Source organism: Mesorhizobium sp. B4-1-4 (assembly GCF_006439395.2).
GTDB lineage: Bacteria > Pseudomonadota > Alphaproteobacteria > Rhizobiales > Rhizobiaceae > Mesorhizobium.
The window spans coordinates 5,756,445-5,777,535 of sequence record NZ_CP083950.1; the positions used below are offsets into that span (position 1 = coordinate 5,756,445).

Annotated in this window: 20 protein-coding genes and 1 other RNA gene; 11 read left to right on the forward strand and 10 right to left on the reverse strand. The window is 62.9% G+C overall.

Features of this window, described 5'->3' with window-relative positions; all coding sequences use genetic code 11:
* Window positions 1-120 precede the first annotated feature (120 nt).
* Together FJW03_RS27625 and FJW03_RS27630 are read left to right on the forward strand one after the other, a co-directional pair.
* Window positions 121-1,038: a class I SAM-dependent DNA methyltransferase gene (locus tag FJW03_RS27625; protein ID WP_140765104.1), complete on the forward strand. Its 918-nt coding sequence runs from the start codon at window positions 121-123 to the stop codon at window positions 1,036-1,038.
* Window positions 1,039-1,150: 112 nt separating this feature from the next.
* Complete coding sequence (locus FJW03_RS27630; RefSeq protein ID WP_140765102.1) at window positions 1,151-1,510, forward strand: hypothetical protein; 360 nt, start codon at window positions 1,151-1,153, stop codon at window positions 1,508-1,510.
* 26 nt (window positions 1,511-1,536) lie between these two features.
* Here FJW03_RS27630 and FJW03_RS27635 read toward each other — a convergent pair whose 3' ends face one another.
* The 7 genes from FJW03_RS27635 to FJW03_RS27665 form a co-directional block, all read right to left on the reverse strand.
* Entirely contained in the window at window positions 1,537-2,478 is a 942-nt protein-coding gene (locus FJW03_RS27635) for a 2-hydroxyacid dehydrogenase (protein WP_140691253.1), read from the reverse strand.
* A gap of 29 nt (window positions 2,479-2,507) precedes the next feature.
* Complete coding sequence (locus FJW03_RS27640) at window positions 2,508-4,139, reverse strand: ABC transporter ATP-binding protein (protein WP_140765100.1); 1,632 nt, start codon at window positions 4,137-4,139, stop codon at window positions 2,508-2,510.
* Window positions 4,136-5,281, reverse strand: a complete 1,146-nt coding sequence (locus FJW03_RS27645; protein WP_140765098.1) for an ABC transporter permease — start codon at window positions 5,279-5,281, stop codon at window positions 4,136-4,138. The genes FJW03_RS27640 and FJW03_RS27645 overlap by 4 nt, the downstream gene beginning before the upstream one ends.
* Window positions 5,281-6,375: a microcin C ABC transporter permease YejB gene (locus tag FJW03_RS27650; RefSeq protein ID WP_140765096.1), complete on the reverse strand. Its 1,095-nt coding sequence runs from the start codon at window positions 6,373-6,375 to the stop codon at window positions 5,281-5,283. The genes FJW03_RS27645 and FJW03_RS27650 overlap by 1 nt, the downstream gene beginning before the upstream one ends.
* Before the next feature lie 30 nt (window positions 6,376-6,405).
* Window positions 6,406-8,274, reverse strand: a complete 1,869-nt coding sequence (locus FJW03_RS27655; RefSeq protein ID WP_140765094.1) for an extracellular solute-binding protein — start codon at window positions 8,272-8,274, stop codon at window positions 6,406-6,408.
* On the reverse strand, window positions 8,274-10,151 hold the full coding sequence (locus FJW03_RS27660; RefSeq protein WP_140765092.1) for an extracellular solute-binding protein: 1,878 nt from the start codon (window positions 10,149-10,151) through the stop codon (window positions 8,274-8,276). The genes FJW03_RS27655 and FJW03_RS27660 overlap by 1 nt, the downstream gene beginning before the upstream one ends.
* Window positions 10,152-10,319: 168 nt before the next feature.
* Window positions 10,320-11,033: a c-type cytochrome gene (locus tag FJW03_RS27665; RefSeq protein WP_140765090.1), complete on the reverse strand. Its 714-nt coding sequence runs from the start codon at window positions 11,031-11,033 to the stop codon at window positions 10,320-10,322.
* Between the two features lie 193 nt (window positions 11,034-11,226).
* Here FJW03_RS27665 and FJW03_RS27670 point away from each other — a divergent pair, with 193 nt between their 5' ends.
* Together FJW03_RS27670 and FJW03_RS27675 are read left to right on the forward strand one after the other, a co-directional pair.
* On the forward strand, window positions 11,227-11,955 hold the full coding sequence (locus FJW03_RS27670) for a 3-deoxy-manno-octulosonate cytidylyltransferase (protein WP_140765088.1): 729 nt from the start codon (window positions 11,227-11,229) through the stop codon (window positions 11,953-11,955).
* A 38-nt stretch (window positions 11,956-11,993) separates the two neighbouring features.
* Complete coding sequence (locus FJW03_RS27675) at window positions 11,994-12,857, forward strand: prephenate dehydratase (protein WP_140765086.1); 864 nt, start codon at window positions 11,994-11,996, stop codon at window positions 12,855-12,857.
* Here the strand turns inward: FJW03_RS27675 and FJW03_RS27680 are convergent.
* Genes FJW03_RS27680 through FJW03_RS27690 form a run of 3 tightly spaced genes read right to left on the reverse strand, consistent with a single transcriptional unit; the run spans window position 12,854 to window position 14,592 of the window.
* A complete protein-coding gene (locus FJW03_RS27680) occupies window positions 12,854-13,159 on the reverse strand; it encodes a Dabb family protein (protein ID WP_140613266.1) in 306 nt (101 codons plus the stop codon). The two genes, FJW03_RS27675 and FJW03_RS27680, sit on opposite strands and share 4 nt — an antisense overlap.
* Window positions 13,160-13,190: 31 nt before the next feature.
* On the reverse strand, window positions 13,191-14,135 hold the full coding sequence (gene nudC / locus FJW03_RS27685; protein WP_140765084.1) for an NAD(+) diphosphatase: 945 nt from the start codon (window positions 14,133-14,135) through the stop codon (window positions 13,191-13,193).
* Window positions 14,136-14,172: 37 nt separating this feature from the next.
* Window positions 14,173-14,592 (reverse strand): HIT domain-containing protein, encoded by a 420-nt coding sequence (locus FJW03_RS27690; protein ID WP_140765082.1) that lies wholly within the window; start codon window positions 14,590-14,592, stop codon window positions 14,173-14,175.
* Window positions 14,593-14,747: 155 nt separating this feature from the next.
* Here FJW03_RS27690 and ffs point away from each other — a divergent pair.
* The 7 genes from ffs to FJW03_RS27725 all read left to right on the forward strand — a co-directional run bounded on the left by ffs (window position 14,748) and on the right by FJW03_RS27725 (window position 20,890).
* Window positions 14,748-14,844, forward strand: an RNA gene (gene ffs, locus FJW03_RS27695) — signal recognition particle sRNA small type.
* Between the two features lie 105 nt (window positions 14,845-14,949).
* The gene (locus tag FJW03_RS27700; RefSeq protein WP_140765080.1) at window positions 14,950-16,758 is read left to right on the forward strand and encodes a DNA polymerase III subunit gamma/tau; all 1,809 of its coding nucleotides are present in this window, start codon (window positions 14,950-14,952) and stop codon (window positions 16,756-16,758) included.
* Between the two features lie 23 nt (window positions 16,759-16,781).
* Window positions 16,782-17,105: a YbaB/EbfC family nucleoid-associated protein gene (locus FJW03_RS27705; RefSeq protein ID WP_019863040.1), complete on the forward strand. Its 324-nt coding sequence runs from the start codon at window positions 16,782-16,784 to the stop codon at window positions 17,103-17,105.
* A 20-nt stretch (window positions 17,106-17,125) separates the two neighbouring features.
* Window positions 17,126-17,533, forward strand: a complete 408-nt coding sequence (locus FJW03_RS27710; RefSeq protein WP_140607816.1) for a hypothetical protein — start codon at window positions 17,126-17,128, stop codon at window positions 17,531-17,533.
* Between the two features lie 231 nt (window positions 17,534-17,764).
* Window positions 17,765-18,733 carry a cell wall hydrolase gene (locus FJW03_RS27715; RefSeq protein WP_140765078.1) on the forward strand — a complete coding sequence of 323 codons (969 nt, stop codon included), beginning with the start codon at window positions 17,765-17,767 and terminating at the stop codon, window positions 18,731-18,733.
* An 81-nt stretch (window positions 18,734-18,814) separates the two neighbouring features.
* Complete coding sequence (recR, locus tag FJW03_RS27720) at window positions 18,815-19,420, forward strand: recombination mediator RecR (RefSeq protein ID WP_140607812.1); 606 nt, start codon at window positions 18,815-18,817, stop codon at window positions 19,418-19,420.
* A 192-nt stretch (window positions 19,421-19,612) separates the two neighbouring features.
* On the forward strand, window positions 19,613-20,890 hold the full coding sequence (locus FJW03_RS27725; RefSeq protein WP_140765076.1) for a lytic murein transglycosylase: 1,278 nt from the start codon (window positions 19,613-19,615) through the stop codon (window positions 20,888-20,890).
* The last annotated feature ends 201 nt before the right edge of the window (window positions 20,891-21,091 follow it).

Consider the following 21,091-nt stretch of genomic DNA (forward strand, 5'->3'; position numbering starts at 1 on the left):
CAAGATAGGATATAATTCCGCTTCGGGAAGCCCGCTGCCGGAGACTGCTGACTCCCAGGCATGCTTTGCTTTACAGAGGTGGCGGCCCGGCTGCCTCGGCCGGCGGAACCCGCTATCACTATGAAGCCACTCCAGACCTCATCGGGCGACCTGAACGCCGATCGTCGTGCCGACTATGCCGAGATGCTCTTTGCCTCGGGCGATCACGCCGAGGCGGCCGAACTGCTGCTTGGTGCGCTGGAACTGGCGCCGCAATGGGCCATGGGCTGGTTTCGCCTTGGCGAGATGCAGGAAGCCGCCGGGAGGCCTGACCTCGCGGCGCAGGCCTGGACGACATCGCTGAAACTGGATCCCGCCGATCGCCAGGGCGCGGCCCTCAAATTGCAGTTGATCGGCAGGGGACCGGTTGCCACCGCGCCTCCCAGCGCCTTTGTCGAAACGCTTTTCGATCATTATGCCGAGACATTCGAGGAGATGTTGGTCGGCAAGCTCGACTACCGGCTGCCCGATGTGCTCGACGCCATCATCCGCCAGGCAAGGCCGGGGCGCTTCCGCCTGGCGCTCGACTTGGGCTGCGGCACCGGTCTGATGGGCGAGAGGCTGAGACCGATCGTCGACCGGCTGGAAGGAGTCGACATCTCCGCCAGCATGTTGAGGAAAGCGCGGGCAAAAGGCATTTATGACGCGCTGACCAAAGCGGATCTGCAGCGATTTTCCTATCCAGGCGAGAACGCCGATCTGGTGACGTCAGCCGATGTTCTGATCTACATCGGCGCGCTGGAGGGCATGGTGGGGACAGTCGCCGGCCTGCTCGCCGACGGTGGCCTGTTTGTCCTCTCGGTCGAGAGCCTGGTAGATGGCGGCGATTTCGCTCTGCAACCCTCCCGGCGCTATGCACACTCGGATAGCTATGTCAGGCGCATACTCGAGGCCAATGGGTTTTCGATCCTGACGCTAAAACCGACAACCATCCGGCAGGATCGCCGCCAGCCCGTCAACGGGCTGGCTGTCGTGGCCCGAAAAGGTCACACCGCATGACGTGCGGATGGTCGTCATGCGGCGACGCCGCTGCGAAAAAGTCGGATTTGCGTGCGCGACTGATATTTGCGATCTGGTCGCATCAGGCGGGATATCTGGAGGAGCATATCAGATGCGCTGGAACATGATGGTCTTGACATCTTGCCTGGCGACGGCCGGCTGCGTGGGCAATTCGATGTCGGCGCGCCAGGACGCCAACATCCAGTCCTCGCTGCAGTATGACAGCGTGCCATGCGATCAACTGCTGGCGCAGCGCAATGGGTTGGCGCAGCAACACAACCTTCCGACGACCGCGAAGCCGACCTTCTCCAATCCCGCCATGGGCTTCGGCCCGTTCACGCCCGACATACGCTCCAAGGCCCAGCGCGACAGCGACAAGGCGTCAGGCGAGATCGACGCCATGAACCGGTCCATCGATCGCCGCGACTGCGGCAAGCCGGAGAAGCAGAAGAAGCTCGCCCTGCCTGGCTAACCTGGCCAGGCGAGGGCAAAGTCCAGCTAATATCCCGCCTTGCGGTCCACCAGATTCTCCAGCTTTTCGCCGCGCTCGAAGGCGTCCATCTGGCGCAGCATGATCGGCGCCAGGTGGACCGGATCGGAGGTCGCCGCGGCGTGCGGCGTGACGAACACTTTCGGATGCTTCCACAGTGGGCTGGTCTTCGGCAGCGGTTCGACCTCGAAGACGTCGAGGCTCGCCTCCTTCAGCGTGCCGTCGTCCAGCGCCCGCACGATGTCGGTGTCCTTCTGCAAGCGGCCGCGTCCGGCGTTGATCAGCACCGAGCCGCCGAGGCCGTTGCGTTTCCTCAGTTCCTTCAGCAGGCTGTAGTCGATGATACCCTGCGTGTCCGGCGTCAGCGGCAGAAGCACGACCAGTATATCGGTCGCCTTGAGGAACGGGACCAATCCGGCCTCGCCGCAATAGGTCGCGACCCCTTGCATCGGCCGGTCGGTGCGCGACCAGCCATTGACCGCGAAGCCGAGCGACAGAAGCACCGAGGCCGCGGCGCGGCCGAGATTGCCCAGCCCCATAATGCCGACGGAAATGTCCTCGGCCGGCCGTTGCTGCGCCTCGTGCCAGATCTTCTTCGGCTGCTGCGATCGGTAGAGCAGGCCCTGACGATGATGGTCGAGCACCCGCCAGACGACATATTCGGTCATGTATTGGGTGAGGTTGTCGGCGACGACCCTGACGATCGGCACATCGGGCAGGCCGGGATCGGCGAAGATATGGTCGACGCCGGCGCCGATCGAGAAAATGGCGCGCAGATTGGGCAGCGACGCCAGGATATTCGGCTTCTGCTTCCACACCACCGCATAGGTGATCGATGGATCCTTGGCGCCATCCGGCTCCAGCACCACCTCGCGCTCGGCCGACAACAGGTCGCGCCAGCGCTGCGGATGAAAGCCGGTGACGGCAAGCAGGATGCGGCCTTTTTCCATCGTGGTTCGTCTAGTCCCTTTTGTGCCAATCACTCGCTGACGATGCCGGTTGGCGCCGTCTCTATCTTGAAAGCGGCCGAGATGAGCGCCCGAGTATAGTCCGTTTGCGGCTTTCCAAAAATCTGTTCGGAAGGACCGGCTTCGACGATCTGGCCGTTTCGCATGACGATGACGTCGTTGGCCAGCGCCCGGATGACCTTAAGGTCATGGCTGATGAAGAGATAGGCGAGGTCGTGCTTGGCCTGCAGGCTGCGCAAGAGGTCGACGACCTGTGCCTGCACGCTCATGTCGAGCGCCGATGTCGGCTCATCCAGCATGACGAAACGCGGGTTGAGCACCATGGCGCGTGCGATCGCGACACGCTGGCGCTGGCCGCCGGAAAACTCGTGCGGATAGCGGTTGCGGGTCGCTGGATCGAGGCCGACCTCCTTCAGCACGGCGGCCACCTTGTCGTCGCGCTGGTCGGCTGAGAGTTTCGGCTCGTGAATCTTCAGGCCTTCCTCGATGATCTCGGCGATCGACATCCGCGGGCTGAGCGAGCCGAACGGGTCCTGGAAGACGATCTGCAATTCCCGCCTGAGCGGCCTCATGGCGTTGAAGGTGAGCTGGTTGATGTCGCGTCCGTTGAACTGGATGGTTCCGGTCGAGGAGATCATGCGCGCCAGCGCCAGGCCGAGCGTCGTCTTGCCCGATCCGGATTCGCCGACCACGCCCAGCGTCTGGCCGGCGCGTACGGTGACGTCGATGCCGTCGACCGCCTTCACATGATCGACCGTGCGGCGAAAGAAGCCCTGTTTGATCGGAAACCAAACCTTGATGTCCTTGCCCGTCATCACCGCCTTGGCGCCGGCATTGGCGGCCGGCGGCTTGCCCTTTGGCTCGGCGGCCAGGAGGTGACGCGTATAGGGGTGCTGGGGGTTGGCGAAGATGTCCTTGGTCGTTCCCGTCTCGACGATCTTGCCCTTGGTCATCACGCAGACCCGGTCGGCGATCTTGCGCACGATGCCGAGATCGTGGGTGATGAACAGCATCGACATGCCCTTGCGGCTCTTGAGACCGGCCAGCAGTTCCAGGATCTGCGCCTGGACTGTGACATCGAGCGCCGTCGTCGGCTCGTCGGCGATCAGGAGTTCCGGTTCGTTGGCCAGCGCCATGGCGATCATGACGCGCTGGCGCTGGCCGCCGGACAATTGGTGCGGATAGGCGTCGAGCCGCTTCTGCGGATCGCGAATGCCGACCTCGTTGAGCAGCGCAAGCGTGCGCGCTTTGGCCGGGCGGTCGGCCATGCCCTGGTGCAGCTTCAGGATCTCGACGATCTGCTGCTCGATCGTATGCAGCGGATTGAGCGAGGTCATCGGTTCCTGGAAGATCATGGTGATCTTGTTGCCGCGCACCTGGCGCAACTGCTTCTCGCTCATCGCCAGCAGGTCGGCGCCCTGGAACAGGATCTTTCCCGACGGATGGCTGGCGCTGGGATAGGGCAGCAGCTTCAGCACCGACAGCGCCGAGACCGACTTGCCGGAGCCGGATTCGCCGACCAGCGCCACCGTCTCGCCCTTGGCGATATCGAAGGAGATATGGTCGACGGCGACGGACTGGCCGCCGCCCTGGCTGAAGGCGACGCTGAGGTCCTGTACGCTGAGCAGGGGCGCTTCGCTCATTTGAACGTCTTGCGCGGATCGAAGGCGTCGCGCGTCGCCTCGCCGACAAAGACCAGCAGCGACAGCATCAGCGAGATGACGACGAAACCAGAAATGCCGAGCCACGGCGCGTTCAGGTTGCGCTGCGCCTGTTTCAGCAGTTCGCCGAGCGACGCCGAGCCGGGCGGCAGACCGAAGCCGAGATAGTCGAGCGAGGTCAGCGTCGAGATCGAGCCCGAGAGCAGGAAGGGCAGGAAGGTCAATGTCGCCACCATCGCATTGGGCAGCAGATGCCGGAACATGATGGTGCGGTTGGGCACGCCGAGCGCACGCGCCGCGTTCACATATTCGAAGTTGCGGGCGCGCAGGAACTCGGCCCGCACCACGCCGACCAGCGCCACCCAGGAGAACAAGAGCATCAGGCCGAGCAGGATGAAGAAGCCCGGCGGCAGAATGGCGGCGACGATGAGCAGCAGATAGAGCACGGGTATAGCCGACCAGATTTCGATGAAGCGCTGGAACAGCAGATCCGTCCAGCCGCCGAAATAGCCCTGCACGGCACCGGCTCCGACGCCGATCAAGGCCGACCCGGCGGTCAGGATCAGGCCGAACAGCACCGAAATGCGAAAACCGTAGATGACGCGCGCCAACACGTCGCGCGCCTGGTCGTCGGTGCCCAGCCAGTTCCAGTTGCCGACGATGCAGGCAGGATCATCAGCCCCTTTCGGATACTGGTTGCAGCGCGTCTTGGCGTCATACTGCCAGGACGGCTTTGCGGGCGCGGCTTCGGGAATGGCGTTGTTGACGGTCTGGTAGGAGTAGCGGATCGGCGGCCAGATCATCCAGCCGTTGGCGTTGATCTCGTCCTGGATCACCGGATCGCGATAGTCGGTGACGGCGTAGAAGCCGCCGAACTTTTCTTCCGGATAGGCCACCAGCACCGGAAACAGGATTTCTCCCTTGTAGGAGGCGATGATCGGTTTGTCGTTGGCGATGAATTCAGCAAACAGCGACAGCACGAACAGGATCAGGAAAATCCACAACGACCAGAAGCCGCGCCGGTTGGCCTTGAAATTCTGCAAGCGGCGCTTGTTGAGCGGCGACAGAAACGGCCGTGGGATCCGGACCGGTACCGCGCCCGCAGTAACGCTTGCCTCAGACATCAGACGTCTCTCCGCTCGAAATCGATGCGCGGATCGACCCAGGTGTAGATGAGGTCGGACAGCAATCCGATGAACAGTCCAAGAAGCGAGAAGATGTAGAGGTTGGCGAACACCACCGGATAGTCACGCTCGACCACCGACCTGAAGCCGAGCAGACCAAGGCCGTCGAGCGAAAAGATGTTCTCGATCAGCAGCGACCCGGTGAAGAAGGCCGAGATGAAGGCGCCGGGAAAACCGGCGATGACGATCAGCATGGCATTGCGGAACACGTGGCCGTAAAGCACCTGCCTTTCCGACAGGCCCTTGGCGCGCGCGGTCACCACATACTGCTTGCGGATTTCCTCCAGGAACGAGTTCTTGGTGAGCAGCGTCGTCGTGGCGAAGGCCGACAGCACCAGCGCCGTCAGCGGCAGGGTCATGTGCCAGAAATAGTCGACGATCTTGCCCGGCCATGACAATTGATCCCAATTGTCCGAGACGATGCCGCGCAGCGGGAACCAGTCCCAGAAGGATCCGCCGGCAAATAGCACCATCAACAGGATGCCGAACAGGAAGCCTGGAATGGCATAGCCGACGATGACGACGCCGCTGGTCCAGACGTCGAACGGGCTGCCGTCCTTGACCGCCTTGCGGATGCCGAGCGGGATTGAGATCAGGTAGGACAGCAGCGTGATCCAAAGTCCGATCGAAATCGAAACCGGCATTTTCTCGAGGATCAGGTCGAGCACCGAAATATCGCGGAAATAGCTGTTGCCGAAATCGAAGCGGGCGTAATTCCAGAGCATCATGCCGAAGCGCTCGAGCGGCGGCTTGTCGAAGCCGAATTGCTTTTCCAGCTTCTTGATGAATTCTGGATCGAGCCCCTGGGCGCCGCGATATTTCGAGCCGACGTCGCCGGCGGCGTCGAAATTGGAACCGCCCGCATCGCCGCCACCGCCGCCGAGGCGGTCGCTGGCGCCCTGATTGGTTAGCTTGGCGATGACCTGTTCGACCGGGCCGCCCGGCGCGAACTGGATGACGGCGAAGGAGATCGCCATGATGCCGAACAGGGTCGGGATCATCAAAAGGATGCGGCGCAGGATATAGGCGCCCATCAGGCTTCCTGCCCTCTTTGGACTGAGATCTCAGCCTTTGCCAATTTTTGCCGCCTTGCCTTTATCGACCCACCACAGCGCCTCGACCGGAAAACCGAAATCGGGTTTCTGCTCGGGAAAGCCGAACATGTCCCAATAGGCGCTTCGGTGATTCGCCAGGAACCAACTAGGAATCCAATCGCACCGCGCGCGCAAGACCCGGTCGAGCGCCCGCATCGCGACCGACAGGCTTTCACGGTCCTTGGCTGCCCCAACCGCGTCGATCAGCGTGTCTATAGCGGGGTTTGAAACGCCTGGCAGGTTGCGCGAACCGGAAAGGTTGGCGGTTCTGGAGTGGAAGAAGACTTCGAGATCGTCGCGCGTCGGCGTGGCGCTGAACGAGAAGGCGGCTGACAGCAGATCGAAATCGAATGTCGCCTGCCTCGCCTGGTATTGCGCCGAATCCACCAGCCGGATCGTGGCGTCCATGCCGATCGCCTTCATGTTGGCGACCCAGGGCGAATAGACTTGCACGAAGGTGTCGTCGTCGACCATGAATTCCGCCGAAAGCCTGCCGCCCTTGTCGTTGACGACGAAATCGCCCGTCCGCTTCCAGCCCGCTGCGTTGAGAAGCTTTGCCGCCTGGCCAAGCAGCTTGCGGTCGCGGCCGGAGCCGTCGGACGCGGGCTGCGTCACCGCCTTGCCGAAGACTTCGGCCGGAAGCTGGCCGCGCAACGGCTCCAGCAGGGCCAATTCCTGCGGCGATGGCAGGCCTTCGGCACGAAAATCGGATTTCTCGAAGCAGGATTGCGAACGCTCGTACGAGCCGTAGAAGAAGTTGCGTCGCGTCCATTCGAAATCGAAGCAGAGCGCGATCGCCTGGCGCACGCGCGGATCGCGAAACTGTTCGCGCCGCTGGTTGACCGCCGTCCCCTGCATCGTCGGCCGCTTTTCGGCGGGGAATTCGTGCTTGACGACCTTGCCGGCAGTCAGGGCTGGAAAGTCATAGGCGGTCGCCCAGACGCGCGAGGTGAATTCCTCGCGATAGGTGATTTCGCCTTTCTTGAAGGCTTCGAAACCGGCCGTGCGGTTCTGGTAGAACTCGATGCGGATGCGGTCGAAATTGTTCTGCCCGCGATTGACCGGGAGGTCGCGGCCCCAATAGTCCGCCACCCGGTCATATTCGATCCATGCCCCGGCCGAGAAGCGCCCGACCTTGTAGGCGCCGGAGCCGAGCGGCGGGTTCAACTGCGAGGAGTCGAACAGGTTGGCCGTGTAGAAGGCCTTCGACAGGATCGGGAATTCCACGACATTGAGCACGGTGCGGGCCGATTGCTTGCCGGAAAAGGTAAGCCGCAGCGTGCGGTCGTCGACGGCGACGGCATCGACCAGATGCGTCAGCGACAGCGACAGGTCGGGGTGGCCCTTGTCCTTGTAGAGCTTGAAGGTGAAAGCGGCATCCTGCGCCGTCAGCGGCGTGCCGTCATGGAAACGCGCTTCGGGGCGAAGCGAGAAGGTGAAGGCATTGCGGTCGTCGGACAGCGACACGCCGTCGGCGATCTGGCCATAGACGGCGTCGGGTTCGTCCAGCGCCCGCACCATCAGCCCATCGAAACACATCTCCATGCGCGGCGGCGCATCGCCCTTGTCCACGAAGGAGTTCAGCGTGTTGAAGGTCTGCGTATCCTGGTTGTAGCCCCAGTTCGGCGGGGCGAAGTTGAACACACCGCCAGCCGGTGCTTCGACATTGACATAGTCGAAATGGGTGAAATCCGACTTGTATTTGAGATCGCCGAAGGCGGAGAGCCCATGCAGTTTTGTGCCTGTCGCGATGTCTGCGAAGGCTTTTGCGGGCAACAGAGCCGCGGCAGCGGCAGCCGCGCCAAGCGCTAGAAAGTCGCGGCGGGGAAGAGCCGCCATCAATTGCCGCCCTTGTACTTGGCCGCCAGCGCCTTCTCTTTGTCGAGGTCGATCCACCACGAATCGATATCGGCACCGACATAGGCGGGCTGCTTGTCGGGGAACTTGAACTTGTCCCAATAGGCCAGCCAAACCGCGGAACGATAGTATTGCGGCACCACGTAAAAGTTCCACAGCAGGACACGGTCGAGCGCATGGGTGGCGGCGACGAGATCATCGCGGTCGGTGGCGAAGATGATGCGGTCGACCAGCGCGTCGACGGTAGGATCCTTGATGCCCATCAGATTGCGCGAACCAGGTGCGTCGGCGGCCTTCGAGCTCCAGAAATCGCGCTGCTCGTTGCCGGGTGAGTCCGACTGGCCGAACAGGCCCGTGACGACATCGAAATCGAAGTTGTTGACGCGGTTGATGTATTGCGTCTGATCGATGATGCGCAGCGAGGCGTCGACACCGATCTTGCGCAGATTGGCGATGTAGGGACTGGCGATCACCTGGTCGGTTTCATTCCAGCCGAGGATCTCGAACTTGAACGGCGCGCCTGTCTTGGCGTTGACCATCTTGCCGCCCTTGATGACCCAGCCGGCCTTGGCGAAGAGATCGACCGCCTGCTTCAGATACTTTCGCTCCGCTAGCGGGGAGTCGTAGACGGGCAGCTTGAATTCCTGCGTGAAGAGTTCCGGCGGCAACTTGTCGCGATATTTTTCCAGGATTTCCAGTTCCTTGCCCTGCGGCAAGCCGCTGGATGCCAGTTCGGTCCCTTGGAAATAGCTTGATGTGCGGGTATTGAAGCCGAAGAACAAGGTGCGATTCATGCTTTCGAAATCGAACGGGATGGTTAGTGCCTCCCGGACCAGCCGGTCTTGGAACAACGGCCGCCGCTGGTTGAGGACAAAGCCCTGCATTGGTTGTGGCGACTGGGTCTGAAAATCCTTCTTGATGACGTCGCCGGCCTTGATGGCTGGGAAATTGTAGGCCGTCGCCCATTTGCGAGAGCTGTACTCGCGGTTGATATCTTCCAGGCCGCCCTTGGTGAAGGCAAGCCAGGCGGCATTGTCGTCGAGGATGTAGGTGTATCGGCGCGTGTCGAAATTCTCGCGGCCGATCTTCACCGGCAGTTTGGCGCCCCAATAGTCCGGCACGCGCTGCCAGACGATTTCCGAGCCCGGCTTGAAGCTGGCGATCTTGTAGGCCGCCGAGCCGAGCGGGATTTCCAGAGTCGGCTTGGTGACGTCGCGCTTCTTACCATTGGCATCCGTGCCTTCCCACCAGTGCTTCGGCAGTACTACGAGGTCGCCGATGATCTTCGGCAGCTCGCGGTTGCCCTTCTGGTTGAAATGGAACTCGACCTCGTGGTCGGAGACCGCGACCGCATCGGTGACGTTCTCGAAATAACGACTGTATTGCGGGCTGTTCGCCTTCAGCACCTGGAACGACCAGATCACGTCGTCGACGGTGATCGGCTGGCCGTCATGCCATTTCGCGCGCGGGTCGAGCCTGTAGGTCGCCGAGGAATAGTCGGCCGGATATTTATAGGCGTCTGCGATCAGCGGATGGCTGGTGCTGCCTTCATCGGTCGCCTGCTCCATCAGCGTGTCGTAGAGCAGGCCGCCACCGAATCCGACCAGGCCGGCCGCAGGCGATCCCTGGACGATATAGGGGTTGAAGCTGTCATAGGTGCCGAGCAGCACCGAATTCAACGTGCCACCCTTGGGCGCGTTTGGGTTGACGTAGTCATAGTGCTGGAAGTTGTCGCCGTATTTGGATTGGCCGATTAGCGACGAGGTGGTCCGCCACTCGTCGGCCAGGGTCGTCTGCAAGCCCGCCGCCAGCAGGACCGCCGCCAGCAGCGACTTGAGAAGCATTCGGCCAATCGTCATGCACTATCCTCTTCGCGGTACATGCCAGATCATCCAGAAAGGCGATCCTAGATGATTTGGCGCGCGTGAAAACCGCAATCGCCCGGCTCTGTCGCCGCACCCGGTGTTATCTCAACGAAAAAGCCGGGCTGAACCCGGCTTTTTCAAGATCATGAGATGATATTTTGGTTATTTGGCAGGCGCCGGTGCTGCCGGTGCAGGTGCCGCGGGAGCGGCCGGCTTGGCCGGTGCGGCGCCATCAGCCGGCTTGGCCGGTGCGGCGCCATCAGCCGGCTTTGCCGGAGCGGCTCCGCTGGCTGGCTTGGCGGGCGCGGAAGCGTCCGCGGCGGCACCCGGCGCCGGCAGCGGCTTGGGATTGTCCGACAGCGTGCGCAGATAGGCGATGACGTTGGCGCGGTCCTCGTCCTTGGGCAGGCCGGCGAAACCCATCGCCGTGCCCTTCACGAATTTCTTCGGCGAGGTGATGAAGTGGTTGATGTTGTCGTAGGTCCACTTCTCGGTGCCGCCCTTGGAGAATTCCTTCATGCCGGCCGAATAGGCGAAGCCTTCATGTTCGGCGACCGGACGGTCGACGACGTCCCACAGATCGGGGCCGACCTTGTTCGGCCCGCCTTTTTCGCCGGAATGGCAGGCCTGGCATTTCTTGAAGACGGCAGCGCCCGCCTCGACATTGGCGTTCTGCAGCAGGTCGGCGATTGGCTTGGCCTCCGCGGCCGGGGCGGCAGCGCCGCCTTCGGTGGGCTCGGCGGCCTCGATGGCGAAGCCTGGCTTTTCCGGAGCCGGCGAGGCAAACAGCGCGTCCGAGACCAGGCCGACCGAGAAGACGACGAAAATGGTTCCGAGCAATCCGGCGAGCAGTTTGTTGACTTCGTTGGAATCCATACGCCCCTTGCTCCCTTTTCCGGCGGACTGATCCGTCCACTCCGTCCGTCGGTATCGAGACCCGCCCTCCGGAGCCGGTCAAATCGCGCGGAAACTAGGTCTTTTGCTCGGGCGTTGCAACACCTATAAGGGCGCTTCCAGTGAGACCTTTTGCCACTTTTCCCCTCCTCTTTTCGAACGCCTTGCCATAGCGATGTCCACCTTGATCCTGATACCGGCCCGCATGGCCTCGACCCGCCTGCCGGGCAAGCCGCTGGCCGATATCGCCGGCGCCCCGATGATCGTCCATGTCGCCCGCCGCGCGGCCGAGGCCAGCCTTGGCCGCGTGGTGGTAGCGACCGACACGCGAAGTGTCGCCGAAGCGGTGCGCGCGCATGGTTTCGAGGCCGTGATGACACGCGTCGATCACGAATCCGGCTCCGATCGCATCCACGAGGCGCTGGTCGAGCTTGATCCCCGGCGCGAGGTCGAAACGATCGTCAATGTGCAGGGCGACCTGCCGACCATCGATCCCAGCATCATCGCCGCCTCGCTTTGGCCTTTCGAGGACGCGGCCGTGGATATCGCCACGCTCTGCGTCGAGATCGTACGCGAGGAGGAAAAGACCAATTCCAACGTCGTCAAGGTCGTCGGTTCGCCTCTGTCCGCCACGAGGCTAAGGGCGCTGTATTTCACCCGTGCCACCGCGCCATGGGGCGAGGGGCCGCTTTATCACCATATCGGCCTCTACGCCTATCGGCGTTCCGCGCTTGAGCGCTTCGTGTCACTGAAGCCGTCGCCGCTCGAGCGCCGCGAGCGGCTGGAGCAGTTGCGGGCGCTGGAAGCCGGCATGCGTATCGACGCCGAGGTCGTCCAGTCGCTGCCGCTTGGCGTCGACACGCCGCAAGACCTTGAGCGCGCCCGAACCGTCCTTTCAAACTGATCCCTCCGAACAGAGACACTGTGAATCGAGATCTGGGCATGCCTGAAATGACCAACAGAATATCCTTCCAGGGCGAGCCGGGCGCCAATTCCGACACCGCCTGCCGCAACGTCTATCCCTCGATGGAGCCGTTGCCGTGCCCGACCTTCGAGGACGCGTTCAACGCGGTCGAGACCGGCAAGGCCGATCTCGCCATGATCCCGATCGAGAACACCATCGCCGGGCGCGTTGCCGACATCCATCACCTGCTGCCGGAATCGAGGCTTCACATCGTCGGCGAATATTTCCTGCCGATCCATTTCCAGCTGATGGTGCTGCCCGGCGTCAAACGCGACGAGATCAAGACCGTGCACAGCCACATCCACGCGCTTGGCCAGTGCCGCAAATACATCCGCAAAAACGGCTGGAAGGCGGTCGTCGCTGGCGACACGGCGGGCGCCGCCAAGATGGTCTCCGAGGTCAAGGACCGCACCATGGCCGCGCTTTCGCCGGCGCTGGCGGCGACGCTCTACGGGCTCGATATCATCGAGGAGAATGTCGAGGACACCGATTCCAACGTCACCCGCTTCGTCGTCCTGACCAAGAACAAGCAGTGGGCCGAGCGCCCGTCACCCGACGTCAGGATGATGACGACCTTCATGTTCCGCGTCCGCAACGTGCCGGCCGCGCTTTACAAGGCGATGGGTGGCTTCGCCACCAACGGCATCAACATGACCAAGCTGGAGAGTTACCAACTGGGCGCATTCACGGCGACGCTGTTCTATGCCGACATCGAGGGCCATCCCGACGATCCGCTGGTCAAGCTGGCGCTGGACGAGCTTCGCTTCTTTTCACGCGAGGTGCGCATTCTGGGTGTCTATCCGGCCAGCCAGTCGCGCGAGCAGTGGAAAGTGGCCGATTAAATCACCGCGCCCAGTGGCACGTAGTCGATCTCGAGAAATTTCTCGACCTCCGGCACCCAGCGGTCACGCACGAAGGCGACATGGTCGGGATGATCGTTGTATCTGGTGTAGGCGGCCTGGTCGGCGAACTCCATCGAGAAGCCGAACCGATAGTCATTCTTGGGGCTCACCTGCCGCAACTGTTCGAAATCGGTGACGCCCCGGATCGCCGAGAGGATTTTCCTGGCGTCGACCAGAAAGCACTTTTCCTCCAGCGAGTGCGGCGCATGCTTCAGCGTGAAGACGACGGTGTGGCGGATCATTTGCCTCTCCTGCAATGACTTTCAGTATTCGCTATGCGCTGTCGACCCAGGCGCGGATGAGGTGATGCGCGATGGCTCCTTTCGGCGGCGTGATCAGGTTGCCAGGATGCTCCCGGGCGAGCATCGAGCGCACTTCGTCGCGCAAGAACCAGCGGCAGTCTTCCAGCTCGTTGAGATCGGCCTGGATGTCTTCGTTGAGCGGCTCGCCGAAACAGCCGATCATCAGTGAATAGGGGAACGGCCAAGGCTGGCTGGCATGATAGACGACGCGGCCGAGCCGGATGCCGGCCTCCTCCAGCGTTTCGCGGCGCACCGCCGCCTCGATCGTCTCGCCCGGCTCGATGAACCCGGCAAGGGCCGAATACATGCCCGGAGCGAAGTGCCGGCCACGCCCGAGCAGGCATTTCTCCCGCGTCGCCGTCAGCATGATCGCCACCGGGTCGGTGCGCGGGAAATGCTCGGTGCCGCAATTCGGGCAATGCCGTTTGTAGCCGCCCGCCCGCATCTGCGATTGGGTGCCGCATTTGCTGCAGAAGCGATGGCTGGCATGCCAGGCGAGCAGGGCGGCTCCTTGCGCCATTGCCCCGGCCGCGGCTTCGTCGATCAGCCCTTGCATATAGACCGACCGGTAGTCGATCGCCTTGACTGTCTCGGGCAGCTGTTCGTCGTCGATGCCCGCCGGTACGGCAAGCACCGGTCCCTGTCCGGAAAAACCGAGCAGCACGCTTTGGTCGAAGAAGGGCGTGAAAGGCTGGCTTTCGGCGACGCTGAACCAGAGATCAAAACCGCTGCCATTGCCGGATTTCAGATACAGCCGGCCACCATTCATCAAAAGCAGCCGCGCCGTCGGATCCGCGAGAGCCTCGTCGACCGAATCGTCGGCGCGTTTCTCGGATTGCCGGTCGATCGTGTTGCCGGCAAAGCCGACAAACTGGCTCGGCTCGCGCATCGGCGCGTCAAACAGGCGGAAGCTCATGGGGACTCTGGTGCTCTGGGATGGACACGGGAAAGGCTTATAGCGCCGCCCTTATCGTTTCGGCAAACCGGCGCAGATCGGACCGTTGATACGGCTCGCGCAGGCCGTGGCCCCACACCGGGCCGGGCCAGCCGGGATCGCCTTCAGACCGTGCAATGACATGGATGTGCAGCTGGCGCACGATGTTTCCGAGCGCGCCGGTGTTGATCTTGGTGCAGCCGGTCACCTTCTTCAGGGCCTGTGCCACCATGTTGGTCTCGAAGGTCAGCATCGCCTGGTCGAGTGGCGTCATGTCGTGGGTCTCCTCCGCACCCGGCCTTTGCGGCACCAGAACCAGCCATGGCCAGCGGCGATCGTTCATGATCCGCAATTCGCACAGCCCAAGCCACATCAACTGCTCGCTGTCCGCCTCCAGCCGGGCGTCCAGCGTGAATCCGGCCTTCAGGCCCGGCAACATCGGCGTTTCCCTTACTTTTCTTGCTTTCCTCGAACTCGTGGACGCTAGAGCGCTGGCACGGGGGCCGCAAGCGAATCATTGTTTTCCTCACGGTTTGGTGCGTCAAATCTCATGCGCACTTGCATTTCATCGCGCAATTGCCGATATGGACAGCGGGAGGTTGGTGGTGGACGATCCACTCGCCAACCGGGTCAGGTCCGGAAGGAAGCAGCCCTAACGAGCCCGGAACGGGTCATTGTTCCAGCCTCCCGCCTCTTCGCCTTTCTCCCGCGACATTGACGGCGCCAAGCCGAGCGGGCGAAACTATGCGCAGGAATCGGCCGCGTTCAAAGGCGGTCCTTGGAGCTTTACGGGCGAATGAGCGAAGCCGGAAATTCGGGAGCGGACAAGGCGGGCGCCTATCGCGTGCTGGCGCGCAAATACCGTCCGTCGAATTTTTCGGAGCTGGTCGGCCAGGAGCCGATGGTGCGCACCCTCACCAACGCCTTTGCCACCGGCCGCATTGCGCAGGCCTGGATGCTGACCGGCGTACGCGGTGTCGGCAAGACCACGACGGCGCGTATCCTGGCCCGCGCCTTGAACTACAAGACATCAACAGTGGACCAGCCTTCGGTCGACCTTTCGGTGCCCGGCGAGCATTGCCAGGCGATCATGGAAGGCCGCCATGTCGACGTCATCGAGATGGACGCAGCCTCGCACACCGGCATCGACGACATCAGGGACATCATCGAGCGCGTGCGCTACGCCCCGGTTTCGGCTCGCTACAAGGTCTACATCATCGACGAAGTGCACATGCTGTCCACGCAGGCCTTCAACGGCCTGTTGAAGACGCTGGAAGAACCGCCGCCGCACGTCAAATTCATCTTCGCCACCACCGAGATCCGCAAGGTTCCGATCACCGTCCTGTCGCGCTGCCAGCGGTTTGATCTGAGGCGCATCGATGCCGGTGCGCTGGTCGCGCATCTCTCCTCGATCGCGGCCAAGGAAGGCATTTCGGTCGACGACGACGCGCTGGCGATGATCGCGCGCGCCGCCGAGGGTTCGGCCCGCGATTCGCTCTCCATCCTCGACCAGGCGATCGCCCATGGCGCCGGCTCCGTCAGCGCCGAGGCCGTGCGCGCCATGCTCGGCCTGGCCGACCGCGCCCGCATCGTCGATCTGTTCGAACATGTGATGAAAGGTGATGTGGCGGCCGCACTTGGCGAATTCCGCGCCCAATACGACACCGGCGCCGACCCGGCTGCCGTGCTGACCGATCTTGCCGAATTCAACCACCTCGTCACGAGGCTGCGTTTCGTGCCGACCGCCATGGACGACGCATCGCTGTCGCAGGACGAACGCCAGCGTGGCGCCGATTTCGCCAGGGCGCTGTCGGTCAGGGTGCTGTCGCGGACCTGGCAGATGCTGCTCAAGGGCATTCCCGAAGTGCAGTCCTCCAACCGGCCCGTCAGCGCCGCCGAAATGGTGCTGATCCGTCTGGCGCACGCCGCCGACCTGCCGACGCTGGACGAGGCGTTGCGATCGCTCGAAGGGGGAGCACCGGTTCAAAACGGTGCGCCGCGCCCAAACGGAGCGCCCGCCAGCCCCGGCAATGGCGGCGGCAGCGGGGCCAGTGCGGTGGCCCAGACGCGCATGCCTGGCGGATCGGGCGGCGCGCAGACCATGCGGCTGGTCGAGGCCACGCCGGCTCCGACCGCCTTCGTCGCGCCTCCGCAGCCGGCGCCGGAGACGCTGCCGGTACCGTTGAAATCGCTGGCCGACATTATCGCCCTTGCCGATGCGCAGCGCGACATCGCCTTCAAGGTGCTGCTCAAGAGCTGCATTCGTCTCGTGCGCATCGAGCCCGGCCGCATCGATGTCGGCCTGACCAGCGACGCGCCCAAGATGCTGCTCAACGACCTGACGACGAAGCTGCGCGCCTGGACCGGCCGCAACTGGCTGGTGTCGCTGTCGAAGGAAGAAGGTGGCCAGACGCTGGCCGAGATGGAATCGACAAAGCGCGAAAACGCCTTCCTCGATGCCAGGAGCGATCCGACCGTCGCCGCTATCTTGGCGCGCTTTCCCGGCGCCAAGATCATCGACGTGCGCATTCCCGACGCGCCGGAGGTCGACGAGACCGAGGCCGAAGTGCCGGTTGAACCGCCGGCAGATGACGACGAGACCTGACAAATCAAGACAAGGATCGGACCATGAAAGATCTTCTCGGCCTGATGGGCAAGGCGAAGGAAATGCAGGCCAAGTTCCAGGCCATGCAGGATGAGATCGCCACGGTCGAATCCGTCGGCCAGGCCGGCGGCGGCCTGGTCAGCGTGACGCTGAGCGGAAAGTTCGAGATGAAGTCGCTGAAGATCGACCCGTCTCTGTTCAAGGAGGACGAGGTCGAGATCCTCGAGGATCTGATTCTCGCCGCCCACAATGACGCCAAGGCCAAGGTCGAGCAGATCATGCAGGAAAAGACCAAGGCGCTGACCGCCGGCCTGCCGATCCCGCCGGGAATGAAACTGCCCTTCTAGCCTTCGGCGGCGATGAGCCCATGATCGACGAGCCGTCCGAACGACTGATCGAGCAGCGTATCCGCAACAGGATCTATGAGATCCTGGAAATCCTGGCCGATTGCGATGCCGGCGTCGATATTGTCGGCATCAAGGGCTACTTCAATCTGTTCGAGGATTTCGTGCACCGCCCGTCGATCGAGGCCGGCAGATCGGCGCTTTCGAGGGGGGAGCGCGCGATCGTGCTGGAGATCGCCGAATTCCTCGAGGCGGCTTCCGAAACAAATCCCGATTTCACCAAGGCCGAGTTCATCGACAGCGACTGGCCGGGAAAGATCGCGCCGACGGCCAGGGATGCGCGGGCGCTGTTCCTCAGGCGTGGCCTGTTTTCGGAGAAAGTCGAGGAGGTCGAGCCGGGGCAACCGGCCGCGATTGCGGCGGGGCGATAAAAGCGATTCCGGAAAAGCGTGAGGCGGTTTTCCGTCCGGAATTGCGGCGAAACCAAGAGAGGGCGGTCATCGCATTTATGAAATGATGGCTCGATCTATCTGGAAAGCCACGAAATTGTGCCAATTTGGCAACAGTGCTTCATTAATAACGTTTTAGCCATCATTTTGCCCGAAAGTGTCTCATTCTTGCCGCAGCCTGGGGGGCGGGCATCGAAGTGAGAGGGTTACCTGTTGATTGCCATGCGATGGAAGGCGCCGCTGTTGCTCGGCGTCGTTACGTCTCCCCTGTTCTTGGCCGCTTGCAGTCAGACCACGTCGCACGGCATGTCCGTTGCCAGCCTGACCGACGCCATCACGCCGAGTTTCCTGAGCTCGCGGTCTTACAGCCACACGCCGAAGGACAAGGAATGCCTGGAAAGGGCGATGTTCTTCGAATCCAACCGCTCGAGCCGTGACGGCATGATCGCCGTCGGCACCGTCGTCATGAACCGGCTGCGCTCCGGCCAGCACGGCAACACCATCTGCGAAGTGGTGGGCGAGCCCGGGCAGTTCGCGCCAGGTGTCATGACCAGGCAGATGAACTCGCGGGCGATGCCCGATGTCGAAGAAGCCGCCGACGCCGTGCTCAAGGGCGAGCGCAAGGCCAAGCTCAAGAACACGATGTATTTCCACACCGCCGGCCTGCGCTTCCCCTACAACAACATGCATTACACCATGGTCGCCGGCGGCAATGCCTTCTACGAAAAGCGCGGCCGCGACTGGCAGCCGCTGCCCGATGAGCCGATGGTGGCCTCGGTTGAACAGCAGCAGCGCGCGCCTGCGGCGCCCGTGCTTATGGCATCCGCGGAACCGGTGGTCAGGACGATTGTCCATGCCGATCCGGCCAAGCAGGCTGGCGTAACCACCGCGCGCTCGACCCAGGCAACCGCCATACCCGCGCAGCAGACCTATGTGACCGCCGCCGTGGCGCCGGCGGCAAAGTCCGCGCGCGTTGCGGTGAAGCCGACACTGGTGGCGATGCAGGAGCCGATGGAAGAGCCGGATGCCGCCCGTTTCGGCGGCGTTTTGAACACAAGGGTCATCTCCTCGGTCCAGAGCGCGCCGCAGGAAGCGGCGATGGGATTCCAGTCGACGCCTGAGAACACCGATGCCATCGGCGCGATGATCGTCAGCCAGGGTCGGCCGCTCGAAGAGAATTGATCCGCGTCCCGACCCGCAATGGCAGGTCATGCGCGGATGCGGGCTGTTTCAAAGCGCTCTGAAAAATCCTAGATCAGAGCGATGTCGAAGCGAATCGCCGGTCCCGAGATCGAACGCCTGATCCAGCTCCTGGCCAAGGTGCCGGGGCTTGGTCCCCGTTCGGCCAGGCGTGCCGCCCTTCATCTGATCAAGAAGAAGGAGCAACTCCTGTCGCCGCTCGCCGCCGCCATGGGCGAGGCGGCCGACAAGGTGCGCATCTGCTCCACCTGCGGCAATGTCGATACGTCGGACCCTTGCATGATCTGCACCGACCCGCGCCGTGATGCCGCCACCCTCATCGTTGTCGAGGACGTCTCGGATCTCTGGGCGCTGGAGCGGGCGGCGGCGATGAACGTGCGCTACCATGTGCTCGGCGGCACGCTGTCCCCGCTCGACGGCATCGGTCCCGATCAGCTCAACATCCGCTCGCTGGTCGATCGTGTCGCCGGCGGCGATGTGAAGGAAATCATCCTCGCCGTCAACGCGACGGTGGAGGGCCAGACCACCGCGCACTACCTCACCGACCAACTCTCCGGCTTCGACATCAAGGTGACGCGGCTGGCGCATGGCGTGCCGGTCGGCGGCGAGCTCGACTATCTCGACGAAGGCACGCTGGCCGCCGCGCTGCGCTCGCGGACGGCGTTTTGACAAGATTGGCAGGAAGTGCGCGCAATGGCCGTCACAAATCCTTCGACACCTGTGCCAAGTACCCCCCTCTGTCCTGCCGAACATCTCCCCCTCAAGGGGAGAGATTGGCAGATTCGCGGGCAGCCCATTCCTGTGGATTTTGATAGTTGGCGAAAGCGGTGGCGACGTCTGATCTCCCCCCTTGAGGGGGAGATGTCCGGCAGGACAGAGGGGGGCGCCATAGAGCGCGTCCATCGCAGATTCAGCTTTGTATTCTTTCTGGCCGCACTCGTTGGGCTGTTCCTTGCTCTCCCCGCCTCCGCCGCATACGTCGACGACCAGTTCCAGGCCTGGCTCCAAACCGACCTCTGGCCCGAAGCCAAGTCCAAAGGCATCTCGAAAAAAACCTTCGACGCTGTCTTCCTCGGCGTGAAGCCGAACCTCAAGCTGCCGGACCTCGTCATGCCCGGCGAAAAGCCTGCGACGCCGCAGAAGCAGCATCAGGCCGAGTTCGGTGCGCCTGCCAACTATTTCGCCGAGAAGATCGTCCGCGCCGTCACCTTGGGCGGGCGCACACGCGAGAGCGCCAATTCAAGAGTGCTTGGGCTGATCGAGAAACGCTATGGCGTGCCGGGGGAGATCGTGCTGGCGATCTGGGGCCGCGAGACCGGCTTCGGCGCCGCCAAGATGCCTTACGACGCTTTCGAGGTGCTGGGCACCGACGCGTTCATGTCGACCAAGAAGGACTTCTTCCGCACCGAGCTGCTTGCGGCGCTGGAAATCGTCCAGCGCGGCCTGGCCCCGGTCAACGCCATGAAGTCATCCTGGGCCGGTGCGCTCGGCCAGCCGCAATTCATGCCGACCTCTTTCCTCAAGCATGCCGTGGATTTCGACGGCGATGGCAGACCCGACATCTGGAATTCGACGCCCGACGTGCTCGCCTCGATCGCCAACTATCTCGTCCACTATGGCTGGGTGCGGGGACGCGGCTGGGGTTTCGAGGTGACGGTGCCAGAGAGCGTCTCCTGCTCGCTGGAAGGGCCGGACCAGGGCAAGAAGATCTCGCAATGGGCCGCCATGGGCATCAAACGTGTCGATGGAAAGCCGTTTCCGGCGAGCGAATTGAAGGCGGAGGGTTTCCTGCTGATGCCGGCCGGTCGCAGCGGCCCGGCCTTCATCGCCACCCCCAATTTCTATGTGCTCAAGGAATACAACACCAGCGACCTTTACGCGCTGTTCATCGGCCACGGCGCTGACGGGATTGCCCATGGCGATCAGAATTTTTCCGGCAGCTGGGGGCCGGTCGGCGATCTCCACCGTTCCGACATCGCCGCCCTGCAACGGGCGCTGGAAGCCAAAGGCTATGACGTTGGCAGCGCCGACGGCCTGCCGGGCTTCAAGACCCGACGCTCGATTGGCAAGTGGCAGACCAAGAACGGCGAGCCTGCGACCTGCTTTCCAGACGCCGGCCTGGTCGCCGCGCTGAAATAACCCAAAAAAGTAAGGGATTTGTCCCGTTTGCCAGCCCCGATTGGCCTGCGTGTGCGTCGACGCGCCGCCCGCCATTCCGGTCGAATGAGCCGTCGCGTAAAATCCTCGTCGCCTGCCCCGAAGCGCCGGATATGCTGTTGACCAATTGGACAAAAACCACGACGGTAAGTGGTCGAGGGGCTGTTGCCGGCCCCGAAAAGA

What these genes read in the sequence shown, in the direction of transcription:
- FJW03_RS27625 (WP_140765104.1), top strand. Translation starts at nt 121, where the DNA reads ATGAAGCCACTCCAGACCTCATCGGGCGACCTGAACGCCGATCGTCGT.
- FJW03_RS27630 (WP_140765102.1), top strand. Translation starts at nt 1,151, where the DNA reads ATGCGCTGGAACATGATGGTCTTGACATCTTGCCTGGCGACGGCCGGC.
- FJW03_RS27635 (WP_140691253.1), bottom strand. Translation starts at nt 2,478, where the DNA reads ATGGAAAAAGGCCGCATCCTGCTTGCCGTCACCGGCTTTCATCCGCAG.
- FJW03_RS27640 (WP_140765100.1), bottom strand. Translation starts at nt 4,139, where the DNA reads ATGAGCGAAGCGCCCCTGCTCAGCGTACAGGACCTCAGCGTCGCCTTC.
- FJW03_RS27645 (WP_140765098.1), bottom strand. Translation starts at nt 5,281, where the DNA reads ATGTCTGAGGCAAGCGTTACTGCGGGCGCGGTACCGGTCCGGATCCCA.
- FJW03_RS27650 (WP_140765096.1), bottom strand. Translation starts at nt 6,375, where the DNA reads ATGGGCGCCTATATCCTGCGCCGCATCCTTTTGATGATCCCGACCCTG.
- FJW03_RS27655 (WP_140765094.1), bottom strand. Translation starts at nt 8,274, where the DNA reads ATGGCGGCTCTTCCCCGCCGCGACTTTCTAGCGCTTGGCGCGGCTGCC.
- FJW03_RS27660 (WP_140765092.1), bottom strand. Translation starts at nt 10,151, where the DNA reads ATGACGATTGGCCGAATGCTTCTCAAGTCGCTGCTGGCGGCGGTCCTG.
- FJW03_RS27665 (WP_140765090.1), bottom strand. Translation starts at nt 11,033, where the DNA reads ATGGATTCCAACGAAGTCAACAAACTGCTCGCCGGATTGCTCGGAACC.
- FJW03_RS27670 (WP_140765088.1), top strand. Translation starts at nt 11,227, where the DNA reads ATGTCCACCTTGATCCTGATACCGGCCCGCATGGCCTCGACCCGCCTG.
- FJW03_RS27675 (WP_140765086.1), top strand. Translation starts at nt 11,994, where the DNA reads ATGCCTGAAATGACCAACAGAATATCCTTCCAGGGCGAGCCGGGCGCC.
- FJW03_RS27680 (WP_140613266.1), bottom strand. Translation starts at nt 13,159, where the DNA reads ATGATCCGCCACACCGTCGTCTTCACGCTGAAGCATGCGCCGCACTCG.
- nudC (WP_140765084.1), bottom strand. Translation starts at nt 14,135, where the DNA reads ATGAGCTTCCGCCTGTTTGACGCGCCGATGCGCGAGCCGAGCCAGTTT.
- FJW03_RS27690 (WP_140765082.1), bottom strand. Translation starts at nt 14,592, where the DNA reads ATGTTGCCGGGCCTGAAGGCCGGATTCACGCTGGACGCCCGGCTGGAG.
- FJW03_RS27700 (WP_140765080.1), top strand. Translation starts at nt 14,950, where the DNA reads ATGAGCGAAGCCGGAAATTCGGGAGCGGACAAGGCGGGCGCCTATCGC.
- FJW03_RS27705 (WP_019863040.1), top strand. Translation starts at nt 16,782, where the DNA reads ATGAAAGATCTTCTCGGCCTGATGGGCAAGGCGAAGGAAATGCAGGCC.
- FJW03_RS27710 (WP_140607816.1), top strand. Translation starts at nt 17,126, where the DNA reads ATGATCGACGAGCCGTCCGAACGACTGATCGAGCAGCGTATCCGCAAC.
- recR (WP_140607812.1), top strand. Translation starts at nt 18,815, where the DNA reads ATGTCGAAGCGAATCGCCGGTCCCGAGATCGAACGCCTGATCCAGCTC.
- FJW03_RS27725 (WP_140765076.1), top strand. Translation starts at nt 19,613, where the DNA reads ATGTCCGGCAGGACAGAGGGGGGCGCCATAGAGCGCGTCCATCGCAGA.